We start from the raw sequence: 16,458 nt of genomic DNA, 5'->3' as shown, positions 1-16,458 counted from the left end.
TATGGCGAGTATTTTGGTCGTTGATGATGAAATGGGAATTCGTGAGCTTCTCAACGAGAGTCTTACGGATGAGGGTCACACCGTATATGCGGCTGAGAGTGCTGCACAGGCCCGTACCATTCGCGAACAAATGCGCCCAGACTTGGTGTTGCTTGATATTTGGATGCCAGAAACAGACGGCATTACGCTCTTAAAGGAGTGGTCAAAAACCGGGCAACTCACAATGCCTGTGGTGATGATGTCTGGTCATGCGACGATTGACACTGCTGTAGAGGCTACCCGCATAGGTGCTTTGAATTTTCTAGAGAAGCCAATTGCATTACAAAAATTACTGAAGACGGTTAGCAAGGCGCTTGAGAGTTCACCAAAATATGTTGAGCCTGTCGAAGAAAAGATAATTTCATCAGGAGTTCCCGCTGCTGTCACAAAGCCATTAAATTCGGAGCCCGTTGCTACAGTTACCGAGGGCGAATTTATCAGTGGCATTGCAAAAACCTATTTTGATTTGCCACTAAGAGAAGCAAGAGATCTCTTTGAGAAAGCCTATTTTGAGCATCAAATGCAAATCATGGGCGGTAGCATGACTAAAATCTCGGAGTACACAGGGCTTGAGAGAACACACTTGTATCGCAAACTAAAAGCCTTAGGAATAGACACCTCGCGCAATAAAGGCGAGCAATAAGAGGCGACAACCGTATTTTCTGGGCTAAAACAGACCTTCCTTTATAATTTCAGGTCTTGGCCTGGTAGCTCAGTCGGTAGAGCAGAGGATTGAAAATCCTTGTGTCGGTGGTTCGATTCCGCCCCGGGCCACCAAGAATCACAATAGCCCACTTGTTGGGCTGTTTTTATTCCCCCCCTCATATTAGATGTCGTTTGAAACGACATCGTTTGTCAAAATACTGAAACATATATTTCCATATAATTGAAATATGAAAAACGCAGATGCTATTAGCGCCTTCCTTGCTTTGGGACAAGAAACTCGCCTCAATATCTTTCGCCTGATTGTTCAGCGTGGGGATATTGGTCTAACGCCTAGTCAGATTATTGAAAAACTCGGCATCCCCAATGCCACATTGAGTTTTCACCTAAAAGAATTAGTTGGTGCCGACTTGTTGTTAGTTGAGCGTCAAAGTCGCAATCTCATCTATCGCCCGAATGCTAAGTTAGTTCAAGATTTAAGCGGATTCTTAATGGAGAACTGTTGTGGTGGCAAATCGTGTGTTTCAGTTTCTTTGGTTAAAAAAGCCAAATGAGGCAATACATCATTCTCTTTCTCTGTACCCATAACTCCGCCCGATCAGTGCTTGGCGAGGCTCTCGCATCAACTCACTCCAGCGGCAAGTTTGTTGGGTACTCGGCAGATTCAACCCCAGGTACATCAGTTAATCCTTTTGCTAGGGAGTTAGCAATTGAAATGGGATATGACGAGAGCAAATTGAGAAGTAAAAGTTGGGATGAGTATGGATTGCCCGATGCTCCCAAGATGGATTTCATTATTACGGTTTGTGACAATGCGGCTGGAGAGCAATGTCCCTTTTGGCCGGGTAAACCTGCCACAGCTCACTGAGGATTTCCTGATTCCTCGCAGGTTCAGGGCTCGGAGGGTGATAAGCGTATAGAGCATTTAGGGATGTAATGATTGGACTCAAGAAGCGCATTGATCTATTGGCGGATATGCCTCTAGAGGAGTTAGATCCAATGGCTTTGAAAAATATTCACACAAAAGTATGAAGAGCTACTTCAGTGAATTTGTTGGCACAGCACTTCTATTAGCAATTGTTGTTGGCTCAGGAATGCTGGGTGAGTCGTTAAGTGCTGGTAATGCCGCCGTTGCTTTATTGGGAAATAGTATTGCTACTGGCGCTGGTCTCTATGTACTCATCACCTTGCTTGGCCCTATTTCTGGGGCACACTTTAATCCAGTAGTGAGCCTGATGTTTTGGAAATTAGGACATTTAGATGCTAAGAAAATGATCATCTATTGGGCTTGTCAGTTCATAGGTGCAATTGCTGGAATATGGCTTACCCATTTAATGTTTAGTTTGCCCATTCTGCAAGAGTCAACCAAAGTAAGAACAGGCTCAGGTATTTGGGTCAGTGAATTTATATCAGCCCTGGTGCTGCTCTCAGTCATTCGCATCGGTGATCAAGTGGCAAAAGATCGAGTTCCAATGTTAGTCGCACTGACAGTCACAGCAGGACATTGGTTTACTTCCTCAACCTTCTTTGCTAATCCTGCTGTCACTCTAGCAAGAAGCCTTACCAATACCTTTGTTGGAATAGCTCCTAATGATGTTTTAGGCTTTGTAGTGGCTGAGACGTTGGCCGCCGCATTGGTGATGGTTGTCTTATTTTGTCGTTTTAAACGACAGTCCTGAGATAAGGTCGCGCATCCTAGACCCTGGTTGTTTCCCCCGACCACCAAGTAATACTAAAACCATCTTCGGGCGGTTTCTTCATTTTGTTTTGTCAGTATTTTGTAATGAAAATTTTCCTAACCGGTGCCACAGGTTTTGCTGGTAATCACTTTTTAAAAAGGTTGCTATCAGATGGTCACGAGGTCGTCTGTCGTATTCGCTCGGATAGTGGTATTAAAACTATTGAAGCGCTAGGCAGCAGTTATTGGTTGGGCAGCTTGGATGATGATGTGGCGCTTCAGGTCCTGCTTAGCAACTGCGATGCGGTTATTCACTGTGCCGCCTATCTCAAGTTTTGGGGTCCTGAGAAAGAATTTGAAGATGCCAGTATTGGTATTACAAAGAGTCTTCTTGAAGATGCCAAAATTGCTCAGGTTAAGCGCTTTATTTTTATCAGCGCCGCTTCTGTGGCAATGAATGAGAGAAAAGCACTAATTGATATCGATGAGAGTCAGCCTTACTGTAGCTCTACAGAGTTGCCCTACTCAAGAACCAAAGCAATCGCAGAACAACTGGTTTTATCAGCCCATGGTGCGCACTTCAAAACCATTGCTCTTTGTCCTCCATTTATTTGGGGCAATGGTGATGCCGTAGATAAACAAATTGGTAAAGCATCTGATCAGGGGCAGTTCGCTTGGTTTGATCGTGGCCAGTATCCGTACGCAACTTGTCACGTCGACAACCTAAGTCACGCCGTATCACTTGCCTTGAGGGCTGAATTAGACGGCTCAGCGTGTTTTATCGCTGACAAAAGCCTTTTGCCTTTTAAAGAATTTATGACCCAACGCTTGAGAGCTGGTGGCTACAAAGCCCCCAAACTATCTTTACCAACATCGGTTGCCTATAAGATTGCTGGCCTGATAGAGGGGATCTGGAAGGTATTAAATTTAAAGTCTGACCCACCGTTAGTTAGAGAAATGGTGCGCTTGATGGGCTATCCATTCTCATTAGCTACCACTCGTGCGAAAAAGACTTTAGGCTACTTGCCCATGATTACAGTTCAACAAGGAATGAAAAATTGTCGCGAACGAATCTAAAGATTGGTGGCGCATGTCTTTTGATGGCTTGCCTTATTTTTACTTCATGTAGAAGTTTGACCTCACCCACTAATCCAGACTACAACGCAAATAATGCGCATCATCAAGCCGATGGATTTGTGAATCGATATGCGGATCGATCAGACAAGCCTGGTTTATGGCGCTGGCAATTTGAGCGTCTGCTCGATGGTTTGCCCAAGCCTCCTGAGGTACCAGTTCTTGGAGTTGCCCCCAATCTTGAGCTAATCAAAAGTAATAATCCAGAACCTAGGCTGACTTGGGTTGGCCATGCCACTTTGCTTGTTCAGGTTGATGGAATTAATTTACTAACAGATTCGCACTGGGGAAACCGCGTTTCACCATTTAGTTTTATAGGACCAAGCGTCATCAAGAGCCGGGGATTCCATATGATCAATTACCAAAAATTAATGCGGTATTGATCTCTCATAATCACTACGATCATTTAGATCGTGAGACCGTTCAAAACTTGATGAATGACCACCAAGGCATTCAGTTTTTTGTGCCGCTTTGGACGCAATATTGGTTTGCCAAAGAAATCCAAGGTACAAAATTAGAGGGTCCCAACCGAAATGTCATTCCATTAGATTGGGATGATCAAGTAAGCATTAAAGGTAATACCAATCAACTCGACTTACATTTTCTGGCAGTTCAGCATTGGAGTGCTCGAGCACTAGGCGATCGCTATGAAACCTTGTGGTGAAGCTGGGCGGTTATTCATCCGAACCTAAGACTATGGTTTTCTGGGGATCTCGGCTATTCACAAGATACAAAAGATATTGGAAAAAAGATAGGTGGGTTTGATGTGGCAGCGATAGCTGTTGGTGGATATGAGGCGAGATGGTTTATGAAAGAATCCCACCTTAACCCTACAGAAGCATTAATGGTCATGAAAGATGTTAAGGCTGAGTCTGCTATTTGGGATTCATTGGGGAACATTTGATGGTCTCAGTGATGATTCTCTCGATCAAGCGCCTAAAGATTTAGAGATTGCTAAAAAATCCTCAACAGAGCCCTTAGACTTTATTGTGCTTAAGCATGGTCAAATTTGGACGATGAAAAGATAGGCATCCTCAGCCCTGGTCGATTCCGCCCCGGGCCACCAAGAAATACTAAAACCACCTTCGGGTGGTTTTTCATTTGCAGTCTTCGCAAACCCGTTAAGATTGGCCTATGCCTAATCTAACCAATTTCCTCGGCCAGTTTTCATTTCTTGGCCTTTTGGTGCTTTCCAATGTTTTTATGACATTTGCATGGTATGCCCATTTAAAGAATCTATCCTCCAAACCTTGGTGGATTGCTGTATTTGCTAGCTGGGCGATATCATTGCTTAAATACATTTTTCAAGTCCCAGCCAATCGAATTGGCTTTCAGTATCTTTCATCAGGCCAACTCAAGATTGTGCAAGAGGTTATTACCCTCAGTGTGTTTGTCCCATTTGCTATTTTCTATATGGGGGAGCCATTCAAGGTGGATTACATTTGGGCCGGCCTCTGCCTTTTGGGCGCCGTCTACTTTATGTTTAGAGGGTAAATGCCTGAATTCTTCAATCTGGCCGACTCCATCTCAGCCCATTAAGAAATACCCAAAATACTTTCGGGCAGTTTTTCATTTCCCGATTGGTATTTAGAAATTCTTTTGGAGATCCAAATGCTAATAGTCACCTCAATCATTGCCTCCGTTTTAACCATCATTTTCATCAGGCTCTCTTTTGCGGTCGAGAGTGGCGATCCCGGGTATTGCGTTGATCATTGGCCGCTTGATTCATGCTAAGGGCATTAATGAGCCCCCTTCGAACTTCAGCAAGCGCGTACTGGGAATGAAGTTCACTTTCAATCACTGATTGGATTGGTGGTTTTGAATATGGGGTGGTCTTTATATAAGTTGATTGGATAGGACTAAGAATCTTAGCCCTTGGCAGAGAGCAAGCACCGAAGCTACCCTGTAGCACTTAACAATTATTCAATCTACTATAAATTGAATAGGAACAAATGGAGCCATCATGACAAAATTTTCCCGCAGAATTTTTTTGAAATCTTCCGCCGCAAGCATTGTTACTGTTGCAGGGCCCCACGCTGGCGCGCAAGAACTAAGCCCATCTAAAAAACGATTGCTCAAGTAGAGGAGCAGCTTGCAAAGAGCGATGTTGAATCTACCGCAGACTAGGAAAGATGGGCTAGTTCGGCTGATGCCTTTTATGAATTCTTTTGCCAAAGGAAAAGAGCGTGGGCTAGCATTGGGTGGAGGGGGCACTCCTCTGATTGCTTGGTATGCAGGATATGCCGTTGCTCTAAAAAGAAATGGGGTAGCTTTAAGCAAAGCAAATGTGGTGGTTGGAACCTCTGCTGGTTCAATTTTTGGCGCCATGCTCATGGCCGGCCATCTGTGGCGTTTGGCCGATGAAATCGACTTATTTTCAGACTTTCCAAAATTGCTTTCCGAGATGATGCCGGCAGTACAGTTCAATCCTTCGCAGATTAGAGCTCAACGGGCAGAACTTTCGGTGCGTGATGGATCTTATGCGTCCATCCAAAAAATTGGTAAGGCGGCAATGGCATCATCAAATCCTGATGGCACATCAAAGCATTACAAAACTATGAAAAATTGCTGACTGCAAAGGCATGGCCATTTAATGGTTTATTTACCACTGCAATCGATTGTTACACCGGACAACGAATTGTGGTTTCTATTGAAAATAATGTCCCAATTAATGTGGCCTGCGCCGCAAGTTCGTCAGCGCCCGGTCAGGTTGGGCCGACATTTGTAAAGGATCGACTCTGCATGGATGGTGAGATGTCGCAAAGTAGCACTCACAGCGGTGTTATTGCTGGCGTCAAGCGTGCAATTGTTATCTCCTTGGGGGATGGCACAGTCAATGAACAAAAACAGGGGCTGCGTTTATCGTCGCTTCCAAACACAATTAATCAAGAAATTAAAGAGCTAGAGGCTGGAGGAACGAAAACAAAACATATTATTGGCGCCTTCGGCTGTGCCTTAGGCGGATGCGCTCCAGTCTATACTGATGCATCTGACGCAAATCACGTTACCCTCCTAAATAGCAGTGGCGAATCGATTGAGCAATTGACGCAAAAAGCCAATGCTTATTGTGCGCAATCTGGCAAAACGGCTTCCTTTAAAAAGGAAGACTCTTCATTTGATTGCCATATTTAATTGCAACCCAGCCCGCCAATAAGAATTCTTATCCGGCTAAGTCCGATTGGTAAATTAAGCCCGCATGTTCTCTGAGGGCGTGGAATTGAATAGATTCCCAACGTTGCTGAGCAACGTCTAGTTCGGATTTATGTGAGGCTAAAAACACTGGCGCCCCAACAACGTCCTCCGCCATACGATGAATATTTTCTTGTGTAAATTTTTTCAGGGCTACGGCATCTTCAGAGCTTATCCAGCGGGCTAGGCTATAGCGAGCTGGCAATAGTCGCACTTCAGCGCCATATTCGGTTTGCAAGCGATGACTCATCACTCCAAATTGCAATTGACCAAAGGCGCCTAATAACATCGTGCCGCCAGCCATTGGCCTAAATACCTGAATGACCCCCTCTTCACCCAGTTGCATTAATCCCGTCCGCAATTGCATCGAGCGTAAGGGATCTGCAGATTCGACCATGCGAAATATTTCTGGGGCGAAAAAAGGAAGCCCCGTAAATTGCAACTGCTCTCCTTCAGTAAGGGTGTCACCAAGGCGCAATAGGCCATGATTGGGAAGACCAATAATGTCGCCCGGAAACGCTTCATCCAAAATATCACGTCGCTGTGACAAAAAAGAGAGCGCATTATTTGTGCGCACTTCTTTGCCATTGCGGCAGATCTTCAGTTTCATGCCGCGTGCAAAGTGCCCAGAGCAGATGCGTAGAAACGCTACGCGATCACGATGTGCCGGATCCATGTTGGCTTGAATTTTGAAGACCATGGCCGAGAATTTATTTTCACCAGGATTGACTTCGCGCTGAAGAGCTTTACGCGAACCCGGAGAGGGTGCTAATTCCGCCAAGGTATTCAGAATTTCCCGAACACCAAAGTTGTTGATAGCAGAACCAAAAAATACGGGGGATTGGCGACCTGCCAAAAAGGCGTCCCGATCAAAAGCCGGCATGGCTTCTTTAATTAATTCAACTTCAGCTAAAGCATTTTCAAGATCGGTGCCAAGACGTGCTTTTAAATCAGGGTCATACACATCCACAACCGCATGCGAGTCTTCGGTGACACGATCTTCGCCTGCTTTAAACATGCGCATTTGCATGTTGGCAATATCAATAACGCCCGCAAACGATTTGCCCATGCCCACTGGCCAGGTAAAGGGAACGACTTCAATACCAAGAGCGGATTCAATTTCATCCATGAGCTCCATTGGCGGTTTTACTTCGCGATCCAGTTTGTTAATGAACGTAACAATAGGCGTATTGCGTGCCCGGCAAACCTCTAAGAGGCGGAGCGTTTGAGATTCGACACCGTTTGCGGCATCAATCACCATGAGTGCTGAGTCAACGGCAGTTAATACCCGATAAGTATCTTCAGAAAAGTCCTGATGCCCTGGCGTATCCAGTAGATTAATGATGCAATCTCGATATTCCATTTGCATCACGGAACTGGCTACAGAGATGCCGCGTTGTTTTTCGATTTCCATCCAGTCAGATGTTGCATGCCTGCTGGCCTTACGCGCTTTAACGCTTCCTGCAATTTGAATGGCGCCTGCATACAGCAATAGTTTCTCTGTGAGCGTAGTTTTCCCTGCGTCTGGGTGAGAGATGATGGCAAAACTGCGGCGTCTAAGTACTTCTGCTGCTGGGGTGTTTGGGCTGGGGGTATCGATGGTAATTCTGCGCTAGTTAATCTAAATATGGGCGCAATTATAAGCGGGCAGGCTTTTCAGAATTGCTCTTCAGGCCTTAAAAATCGCCATTGACCAGGCGGTAATGGGCCAAGTGAGATGCGCCCCATGCGAACACGTTTGAGTCCAAGAACTTTTAGTCCAACCATTTCGCACATCCGTCGAATTTGATGTTTACGACCTTCGCGCAGTACAAAGCGCAATTGATCTTCATTCTGCCAACTCACTTGTGCAGGTTTTAGTTTCACGCCATCAAGCGACAATCCGTGCCCTAGTCGATCAAGATCTTCAAATGAAAGCTTGCCCTCAACGCGAACCAAATATTCTTTTTTAATGGGACTATTCTCACCAATCAGTAGTTTGGCAATGCGACCATCTTGTGTGAGGACAAGTAATCCAGTCGAGTCGATATCTAATCTTCCTGCGGGAGCAAGTCCTTTTGTATTAAAGCGTGGATTTCTGCCTTTATCTAGGGGGCTGCCGAAGTGATTTTCTGGGGTTATTAGCGATGCAGCGGGCTGATATTCTTGTTCGTCGCCGTAATGAGGGATGTAGCCAACGGGTTTATTCAAAATTACAGTGATGCGAGATGCTTGTTGAGCTTTAGCGCCAGACTGCAATTCGATCTTTTGATGGCGATATGCTCGAACACCCAATTCGTTAACTACTTCACCATCAACGGTGACTAGCCCTTGTTCTATATACGAATCAGCCTCACGTCGTGAGCAGAGCCCTAGCTCTGATAGCAGTTTCGAGACTCGTACTTTTTCTTCCATTTCAGCATTATCCGATAAAGCTCAAATAAATTTGATGCGAGGCAGCATCCCATAGGGGCTACACTTCAATCTCTATGACCAGCACATGAAGGGCAGCGCAATGACGATCCCAACCAAAAAGCCACCAATTTATAAGATTCTCTATTTTCAAGTCCTTGTAGCGGTTGCCCTGGGTGTTCTGTTGGGACATTTCTATCCCTCCTTTGGAACAGAAATGAAACCTTTTGGCGATGCGTTTATTAAGGGCATCAAAATGTTGATTGCCCCGATTATCTTTTGTACGGTAGTTGTCGGTATTGCCGGCATGGAAGATATGAAGAAAGTTGGCAAGACGGGTGGCATTGCACTTCTTTATTTTGAAATCGTCAGCACGATTGCTCTCATTGTGGGCCTGGTGGTTGTGAATGTTTTACAACCAGGCACCGGCATGAATATCGATCCCACTACTTTAGATACCAAGGGTATTGCTGCGTATACCGGCCCTGGAAAAATAGGAACCACAACAGATTTCTTGCTGAACATTATCCCAAGCACTGCTGTTGATGCATTCGCTAAAGGCGAAATTCTGCAAGTGCTCTTTATTGCTGTGCTGTTTGGATTTGCTTTACATCGCTTTGGTGGTCGCGGAACGTTGGGGTTTGATTTAATCGAAAAATTCTCCCACGTACTATTTGACATCATTGGTATCATCATGAAATTTGCGCCAATTGGAGCGTTTGGTGCAATGGCTTTTACCATCGGTAAGTATGGCGTTGGCTCGTTATTTTCCTTGGGTAAATTGATGGGTAGTTTTTACATCACTTGTTTGCTATTTGTGTTTGTTGTGCTTGGCATCATCGCACGATTAAATGGCTTTAGTATTTTTAAGTTTGTGCGTTATATCAAAGAAGAGTTGCTGATTGTTTTGGGAACCTCTTCTTCTGAATCCGTATTGCCGCGGATGATGGAAAAAATGGAGCTTTTAGGCGCCAAAAAAAGCTGTGTAGGCTTCGTCATTCCAACCGGATATTCCTTCAATTTGGATGGCACATCTATTTACTTGACTATGGCCGCAGTATTTATTGCACAAGCTACCGATACTCCCATGACCATCATGCAACAAATTACCTTGTTATTAGTGCTGTTGCTGACTTCAAAGGGTGCTGCTGGTGTTACTGGAAGCGGCTTTATTGTTTTAGCGGCAACTCTTTCAGCGGTTGGAAATGTGCCCGTTGCTGGCTTGGCAATTATTCTTGGCATCGATCGATTTATGTCTGAGGCGCGCGCTTTAACTAACTTAGTAGGCAATGGCGTTGCGACGATTGTAGTTGCTAAATGGACCGGTGAATTAGATCAAAAACAATTAACGGATGTCCTTAACAAAGACAATTAGGTTGAGGCTCAAGATCCAGAACTGATCTTGGACGAAAAGCAAGAAAGAATGAAGTAGAAATAGTGGCGCTTAAGTGCGTACTATATGAACGCTGCAGGGGGCCTCTTCGACAATTTTTGTCATCGAGGTTCTCCATGGCGTTACTTTATTAGGAAGCTTATGCGATGCGCCAATCAGAATTAGCGATGCGTCATTATCTTTGGCAAAGTCCGCAATGCGCGTAGCTGGATCCATCGCCTCAAGCACATGAAATGACACTCTTTCGGGCGGAATTTAGTGGCTTTGCCCAATCCATGAGCTGCACCAAGTGACCGCGCACAATTCCGCCGGCGGTTTCATTTTCTTGGTTGCCTTTAAATGTTGGAGCGCTGCTGATAGTGCTAATACAAACCAGGCGGCTTTTTGGATAAGCCAACAGCATTTTTTTGCCGTCAGTTGCATGCGTTTACGTAGATCTTCATCGGATTGGCGAGTATCTTGTGCCTCATAGTCACCCATACTAGGTCTAGGACTCGGAGAGGGCTCATAGCCTGCAGCCTTAAACATGCCTTTTAAGTTTTGCCAGAAGCTCGGAGGCTCCACTCGGTCCGCACGTTCCGTTAGTGTCACGCCCTCAGGATCTCGCAAGACTTGACGAAGTCGCGCCGCGCTCTGATAGCGATCCGCCGCGCGAGGCTCTAGGCATCTGAGAACTGTTTCTTGAAGCCAGCGCGGAATTTCACGGCGGATGGCGCGAGGTGGAAAAGGTTCTGCCCACATGCGCCTTCTTAACCCACTCATAGTTTGAGGATTGCCGAATGGCAGCTCGCCGGTGAGGAGCTCATACATGATGGCGCCGATGGAGTAGATATCGCTGCGCGAGTCCGAACGAATTCCAGCAACCTGTTCGGGTGAAATGTCGGGTGCTGAGCCAACCCCTTTGCGTATTTCTTCGGCGAGCAAGTCTGGGAAGCGTGCGTGATGTGACAATCCGAAATCAATCAGTGTCAGTTTGCCTTTGTCATCAATCAAGATATTCTCGGGCTTGATTTCTAGATGAATAGTATCTTGCGAGTGCAGTGATTGCACGGCTTGGGCAAGATCGGCGCCAATTTTTACAACTTCATCAATCGTAAATTCTTTGCCCTCTTTAATAAGATCTTCTAGTGGTCGACCTTCTACGCGCTCCATTGCAATATAGGGTCGGGTCGCCATATTGCCGGCGCCTAAAAATTTTGGTACGTATGGATTTTGAGTGAGCGCAAGATCGTGAGTTCAGTTTCAAACCCAATGTGGCTTTCAACAGGTTGATCTCTGCCAACACGTGGAATTTTTAGCAGGATAGGAACATCAATGCCCTCTTTAGTTGCCGAGTAAAGGCTTGCCATGCCACCGCGGTGAACTTCCTTGCCGATGACAAATCCGTCAACAACTTTGCTTTCTTGAAAAATGTCGTCGACGGCTTGAATGTCGGTATTAATGGCCATGAATTCGATTCGCCAAATCTTCGGGCAGTCCTGAGCGACGCACTTTTTCAGCGGCTAAGAAATGATCGTAAGGTACGCAATGAAATGTTAGTACTTCTGCGCTTGGTTCAAAGACGGCAAAGCATGCCTCTGGGTTGCCGTCGCAGGGCTGGCCAAGAGAGCCAACAACGCCAACCCATTGACGATGTTGCAAAACCGGAATGTCATTCCCAGGGTGAGGGGCAAAACGGATTAATTTACCAACCGCGTTTTGATAAAAGAGCGCCTGCTCATGAGCATGACCCACAAAGGCATAGCTCTTGCCTGAATTTTGGGCACAACGCCAAGCACTCATACTATCCGTAACGTAATTCCAGTCGCCGGGGTTGTATGCAGAAGCATGAACAAAGCAAATATTTTCTTCATGCACAATGAGCGGAAGATTTTTTAGAAAATCGACGTGACTACTGCTTAATTGTGTTTTAGTCCATTCAATTGCAGCATTGGCGCTCGCATTCATTTGGTCGCGACGATCTTTAAAAACCGCCTCATCGTGATTCCCAAGAATAGCAATCGCTTTTTTACATTCGACTAAACCAGCAATTCGATCAATGAGTGCTGCAGGATCTGCGTTATATCCAACTAGATCCCCTAAGAAAACCATGCGGGTAACGCCGAGCTCTTCCGCCTTGCTGATGCAGGCTTCGAAAGCCTCTAAATTACTGTGGAGATCGGCAAATAGTCCAATACGCTCTGACATCCTTCAATGATAGGACAAAAGTCCTTTACTTTGAAGGGTTATAGGGGCTCGGCACTAAGTAGGGCGATTTTTGAAGCGCTTATGCACCCAATAATATTCAGCGGGACGTAAACGAATCTCTTGTTCGAAATATTGATTCAAGCGAGCGGTATCCGCCTTTTGGTCATCGCTCGGAAAGTCTTCTAGTGGGTGGCTAATTTCACAAAGATATCCAGATTCATCCTCCTTTAGAGAGGTACTCATCATGCACACATCGGCACCCGTAATTTTTGCAAGTCGCGAGATCGTTGTAACCGTATTGGTTTCGATTCCAAAGAAGGGAACAAATTCAGAATCTTTTAGGCCCAGATCAATATCAGGAGCAATGATGATGAAGCCGCCATTGCGAATTTCACGAATAATAGCTTTGGCATTTCCTTGCCGATCAATCGAGTTGCCGCCAAAGCGATTACGCCAATCAATAATCTTCTGGTTAAAAAATGGATTCTTCATCTTCTGAAAAAATCCTGAAGTGCGAGGCCAGTCCATTTTTCTTGCTAAGGCGCTCAAAATAATGCCACCTTCAATTCCAGTGAAATGCATGTTCACCAAAATACGCGGCTTCCGACTCGTTAGATCAATATCGGATTTAACCTCAATCATGTTGCTCAATTGCTTTTCGGTTCCAAGCCAAATAATGCGTTTTTCAACCAAGCTTCGACCAAGAAGGCGCCAATGTTTTTTACTGAGTGAATCAATTTCCTTCGAGCTCAGATCGGGAAAGCACATCTGCAGATTGGTTGTTACCACTCGATTTTTATCTTCAGGAATTCTGGCGGCGATGTACCCTAGGCCATAACTCAGCGACACCAGGATGTTAGAGGGAAGTAGGGATAGGTGTTTGAGAAAAACAACCCCAACGCTATTCGAAAAAGATTTGAGCGAACGAGCGCTATTCCGCTTCGTATCGCTTGATGGATTTGGCGAAGCGCTCGAGCATTTCCTCGGTAGAGCTGCTCGACATTCCGAGACCATTCACGAGTCCGGTTTCGAGGCGATAAGCCCAGCCGTGCACGGTTAACTCTTGTCCACGCGCCCACGCATCTTGAACAATCGTGGTTTCACAAACATTGACGACTTGTTCAATGACATTGAGCTCACACAATCGATCCTGGCGCTTTGGCGTTGGAATGGCATCACATAAATAGCGTTCATATTTCTGATGAACATCTTTGACATGACGCAACCAATTATCTGCAAGGCCTACACGTTTGTCAGTTAGCGTCGCATGAACTCCAGAGCAACCATAGTGACCCACAACCAGAATGTGTTTTACTTTTAATAAATCAATCGCAAATTGAATAACTGATAAACAATTTAGATCGGTATGAACAACAACGTTTGCTACATTTCGAAGAACAAACAATTCACCTGGAAGTAAGTTCACAATATCATTTGCGGGCACACGACTATCAGAGCACCCAATCCAAAGATATTCGGGAACCTGCTGAGAAACCAGGCGTTTAAAGAAGTCGGCATTTTTTGCCACCATGCTCTCAGCCCAGGTGCGATTATTGGCAAATAGCTGTTCAAGAGCTTGAGAATGTTTATGTGGCATGGATTAAGTTTAAAGTACTTTTATGACGCCGATTTGGTTAAAACAAACCCCCACGGGAATCGCCCTGAGCCTCTACTGTCAGCCTGGTGCAAAACAGACCAAGGTAGTGGGCGTACATGATGGCTGTCTGAAGATCTCACTGCAGACCCCAGCACTAGAAAATAAGGCTAATGAGCATTTGTTGGCCTGGTTAGCTAAGCAACTGAAGATCCCACAAAAGCAAATCCAATTTTTATCTGGCCAAAATAGTCGCAAGAAGAGACTTGAAATTTGGGGCTCAATAGATGCTGAGCAAATAACCCAATTATTGAAGCCTTAGACCTACCAAAAGAGCGCCCACAAAATTCCTAAAATTAATACCCACTTTCCAATGTAATAGACAGAACGATGTTTGGCTTCAAGCTTTTTTGCTTGTGCACGCAGTTGATAAAAATAAGTAAACAAGACATTTACAAAGCCAACTTTTTCGCCCTCAACATTCTGTGATGCTGCAGCACTCATGACATAACGTCCAAACTAACGATTCAGCAATTGCACTACTTTGGTATGAACAGGGCGCTCCACATCGCAAAATAGAACGATGCGCTGTTGATCCGTCTCGTTGGCAGCGTAATGAATGTAGGTTTCGTCAAACATCACGGGCTCTCCGTCCTTCCAAAAATAACGCTCTCCATCAACATCAATGAAACACTTTGGATCATTGGGCGTAACCAAGCCTACGTGATAGCGTAAGGATCCGGCATAAGGGTCGCGATGGCGCACCAGCGTTGCCCCGGGCGGCAGGGAGGCAAACATAGCGGCCTTAACAGAGAGAATGGATTTGAGCAGCGCAACGGTCTTTGGGCAGCTCACCTGGGCCGATGGCAAGTCTTTGCCGTACCAGTAGAGGTGGAAGCGTTTCCACCCTGTCCTGAAGAACGAGTTAAACCCAATATCGTTATAGCCGGTAGCCGCTGCTATGGCGCCATCAGCGTTGAGGGCTAATGCTTCCTGACAAATGATCTCCCAGCTATCTTTCAGGGGCTACATTTCAGGAGACTGGCTCACGGGAATAAATGCGCTCGCCTTTACCTTAGAAAATAAGTAAAACAGAGAGTTGATGGGGGCTAGCAAAACCTGGTAGTCGGTAAGCGATCGAACCACCCCAAAGCGTACTCTACCCCTAAAGTAGACGTAAATTGCCGATATTACAAAGATAAAAAGATGATGTGACGCGCGTGCATTCGATTTGCCAATCCAAAGTAATGAGTGCCATTTTAATTTGGATAGAGGCGGTGAATCGACTATTTCTTCTATAGTTATCCTCATATACTTAAAGAAACGCAGAAAATAGATGCCCTATTGCTGCTTAGGGTTTGTGTGGATATAGCCTGGAGAAATCGAATGAATAGCTTTATAAAGTGGCTCTTAAGCCTTGTTTTAATTGGCTTAGCGGGTATTTCAGCGTATACCTGGATCATGCTCACTTGGAGCTATGGCAGTGGAGAGCGGGCTGGATATGTGCAGAAATTCTCGAATCGTGGCTACATTTGTAAAACTTGGGAAGGTGAATTGGCGATGGTTTCCATGCCAGGAACCATGTCGGAAAAATTCCTCTTTACGGTGCGCGATGATGCTGTGGCGCAAAAAATTAATGCTAACTTAGGAAAAAGTGGCTCTAAAATACGCACAGCACATTGGATTGCCGACAACCTATTTTGGAGATACCGAATATTTTGTCAATGGCATAGAAGTGCTGGATGAATAATTTGTTGTTGTTTTAAAAATTGTTGTTACGCAGCTTTATTTTCGTAATTTTTTGTGGTTAAAATCATGTAAGCGCAATGTGCGCCGACATCAATATCTATAAGGAGCTTCACTTGAACAAAGCCGAACTAATCGCAGCAATTGCTGACGACGCGGAGATCTCTAAAGCTAAAGCTGAATTCGCATTGAATTTCGCTATCGAGAACATTATCAAAGCTGTTACTAAAGGTGATTCAGTACAACTGATCGGCTTTGGTACTTTCGCATCTGGTAAGCGCGCTGCACGTATGGGTCGCAACCCAAAAACTGGCGAGCCACTCAAAATCGCCGCTGCTAAAACTGTTAAGTTTTCTGCTGGTAAAGCATTTAAAGATTCAGTTAACAAGCGTAAGAAGTGATTCTTCCTTGTTGATAAAAAAGATTGCTGTTAACAATGAGTGT

General features: G+C 45.2%; 21 protein-coding genes, 1 tRNA gene and 2 pseudogenes. 15 read left to right on the top strand and 9 right to left on the bottom strand.

Annotation, left to right across the window (positions count from 1 at the left end):
- Position 1: 1 nt before the first annotated feature.
- From BQ1619_RS08185 to BQ1619_RS08130, 11 genes and pseudogenes are all read left to right on the top strand, one after another.
- Positions 2–682 carry a response regulator gene (locus tag BQ1619_RS08185; RefSeq protein ID WP_114663384.1) on the top strand — a complete coding sequence of 227 codons (681 nt, stop codon included), beginning with the start codon at positions 2–4 and terminating at the stop codon, positions 680–682.
- A gap of 58 nt (positions 683–740) precedes the next feature.
- Positions 741–816: transfer RNA gene (locus BQ1619_RS08180), tRNA-Phe, on the top strand.
- A gap of 116 nt (positions 817–932) precedes the next feature.
- Positions 933–1,256 carry an ArsR/SmtB family transcription factor gene (locus tag BQ1619_RS08175; protein ID WP_114663382.1) on the top strand — a complete coding sequence of 108 codons (324 nt, stop codon included), beginning with the start codon at positions 933–935 and terminating at the stop codon, positions 1,254–1,256.
- A complete protein-coding gene (locus tag BQ1619_RS08170; protein ID WP_231968605.1) occupies positions 1,253–1,570 on the top strand; it encodes an arsenate reductase ArsC in 318 nt (105 codons plus the stop codon). Before BQ1619_RS08175 ends, BQ1619_RS08170 begins: the two co-directional genes overlap by 4 nt.
- A 160-nt stretch (positions 1,571–1,730) precedes the next feature.
- Positions 1,731–2,381, top strand: coding sequence for an aquaporin (locus BQ1619_RS08165; protein WP_114663380.1), 651 nt, complete (start codon positions 1,731–1,733; stop codon positions 2,379–2,381).
- 104 nt (positions 2,382–2,485) lie between these two features.
- Positions 2,486–3,457, top strand: a complete 972-nt coding sequence (locus BQ1619_RS08160) for an NAD-dependent epimerase/dehydratase family protein (RefSeq protein ID WP_114663378.1) — start codon at positions 2,486–2,488, stop codon at positions 3,455–3,457.
- A gap of 56 nt (positions 3,458–3,513) precedes the next feature.
- Positions 3,514–3,897, top strand: coding sequence for a hypothetical protein (locus BQ1619_RS08155; protein WP_114663376.1), 384 nt, complete (start codon positions 3,514–3,516; stop codon positions 3,895–3,897).
- Positions 3,894–4,418 (top strand): annotated as a pseudogene (locus BQ1619_RS10095) (MBL fold metallo-hydrolase). Before BQ1619_RS08155 ends, BQ1619_RS10095 begins: the two are co-directional and overlap by 4 nt.
- A gap of 230 nt (positions 4,419–4,648) precedes the next feature.
- Entirely contained in the window at positions 4,649–5,008 is a 360-nt protein-coding gene (locus BQ1619_RS08140) for a DMT family protein (protein WP_114663369.1), read from the top strand.
- Positions 5,009–5,672: 664 nt separating this feature from the next.
- A complete protein-coding gene (locus BQ1619_RS08135) occupies positions 5,673–6,086 on the top strand; it encodes a patatin-like phospholipase family protein (protein ID WP_162784630.1) in 414 nt (137 codons plus the stop codon).
- Positions 6,080–6,646 (top strand): hypothetical protein, encoded by a 567-nt coding sequence (locus BQ1619_RS08130; protein WP_114663365.1) that lies wholly within the window; start codon positions 6,080–6,082, stop codon positions 6,644–6,646. The genes BQ1619_RS08135 and BQ1619_RS08130 overlap by 7 nt, the downstream gene beginning before the upstream one ends.
- Before the next feature lie 28 nt (positions 6,647–6,674).
- On the opposite strand, the gene BQ1619_RS08125 is transcribed toward BQ1619_RS08130, so the two are convergent.
- Positions 6,675–8,303, bottom strand: a complete 1,629-nt coding sequence (locus tag BQ1619_RS08125) for a peptide chain release factor 3 (protein WP_114663363.1) — start codon at positions 8,301–8,303, stop codon at positions 6,675–6,677.
- Between the two features lie 56 nt (positions 8,304–8,359).
- Positions 8,360–9,097 (bottom strand): pseudouridine synthase, encoded by a 738-nt coding sequence (locus BQ1619_RS08120; RefSeq protein ID WP_114663361.1) that lies wholly within the window; start codon positions 9,095–9,097, stop codon positions 8,360–8,362.
- 100 nt (positions 9,098–9,197) lie between these two features.
- Here BQ1619_RS08120 and BQ1619_RS08115 point away from each other — a divergent pair, with 100 nt between their 5' ends.
- Entirely contained in the window at positions 9,198–10,469 is a 1,272-nt protein-coding gene (locus BQ1619_RS08115) for a dicarboxylate/amino acid:cation symporter (RefSeq protein WP_174222105.1), read from the top strand.
- A gap of 69 nt (positions 10,470–10,538) precedes the next feature.
- On the opposite strand, the gene BQ1619_RS09355 is transcribed toward BQ1619_RS08115, so the two are convergent.
- The 6 genes from BQ1619_RS09355 to can are packed head-to-tail and all read right to left on the bottom strand — an operon-like array spanning position 10,539 to position 14,271.
- Entirely contained in the window at positions 10,539–10,727 is a 189-nt protein-coding gene (locus BQ1619_RS09355; protein WP_197711920.1) for a universal stress protein, read from the bottom strand.
- A gap of 15 nt (positions 10,728–10,742) precedes the next feature.
- Entirely contained in the window at positions 10,743–11,663 is a 921-nt protein-coding gene (locus BQ1619_RS08110; protein WP_197711919.1) for a serine/threonine-protein kinase, read from the bottom strand.
- 11 nt (positions 11,664–11,674) lie between these two features.
- The gene (locus BQ1619_RS09350; RefSeq protein WP_197711918.1) at positions 11,675–11,935 is read right to left on the bottom strand and encodes a hypothetical protein; all 261 of its coding nucleotides are present in this window, start codon (positions 11,933–11,935) and stop codon (positions 11,675–11,677) included.
- Positions 11,925–12,674: a metallophosphoesterase family protein gene (locus BQ1619_RS08105; RefSeq protein ID WP_114663359.1), complete on the bottom strand. Its 750-nt coding sequence runs from the start codon at positions 12,672–12,674 to the stop codon at positions 11,925–11,927. Before BQ1619_RS08105 ends, BQ1619_RS09350 begins: the two co-directional genes overlap by 11 nt.
- Positions 12,675–12,728: 54 nt before the next feature.
- Complete coding sequence (locus BQ1619_RS08100; RefSeq protein WP_197711917.1) at positions 12,729–13,688, bottom strand: LpxL/LpxP family acyltransferase; 960 nt, start codon at positions 13,686–13,688, stop codon at positions 12,729–12,731.
- A complete protein-coding gene (gene can, locus BQ1619_RS08095) occupies positions 13,606–14,271 on the bottom strand; it encodes a carbonate dehydratase (protein ID WP_114663358.1) in 666 nt (221 codons plus the stop codon). The genes BQ1619_RS08100 and can overlap by 83 nt, the downstream gene beginning before the upstream one ends.
- A gap of 22 nt (positions 14,272–14,293) precedes the next feature.
- Here can and BQ1619_RS08090 point away from each other — a divergent pair, with 22 nt between their 5' ends.
- Positions 14,294–14,590, top strand: coding sequence for a DUF167 domain-containing protein (locus BQ1619_RS08090; RefSeq protein ID WP_114663357.1), 297 nt, complete (start codon positions 14,294–14,296; stop codon positions 14,588–14,590).
- 2 nt (positions 14,591–14,592) lie between these two features.
- Here BQ1619_RS08090 and BQ1619_RS08085 read toward each other — a convergent pair.
- A pseudogene (locus BQ1619_RS08085) lies at positions 14,593–15,579 on the bottom strand (aspartyl/asparaginyl beta-hydroxylase domain-containing protein).
- Positions 15,580–15,654: 75 nt separating this feature from the next.
- Here BQ1619_RS08085 and BQ1619_RS08080 point away from each other — a divergent pair.
- Positions 15,655–16,014, top strand: a complete 360-nt coding sequence (locus tag BQ1619_RS08080) for a hypothetical protein (RefSeq protein WP_231968604.1) — start codon at positions 15,655–15,657, stop codon at positions 16,012–16,014.
- 116 nt (positions 16,015–16,130) lie between these two features.
- Entirely contained in the window at positions 16,131–16,415 is a 285-nt protein-coding gene (locus tag BQ1619_RS08075) for an HU family DNA-binding protein (RefSeq protein ID WP_162784629.1), read from the top strand.
- Positions 16,416–16,458 lie beyond the last annotated feature (43 nt).

Source organism: Polynucleobacter necessarius (assembly GCF_900095195.1).
Classification (GTDB): Bacteria; Pseudomonadota; Gammaproteobacteria; order Burkholderiales; family Burkholderiaceae; genus Polynucleobacter; species Polynucleobacter necessarius_G.
Note: the sequence above shows the minus strand (reverse complement) of the source record. Positions and strands in the feature narration are given on the sequence as shown.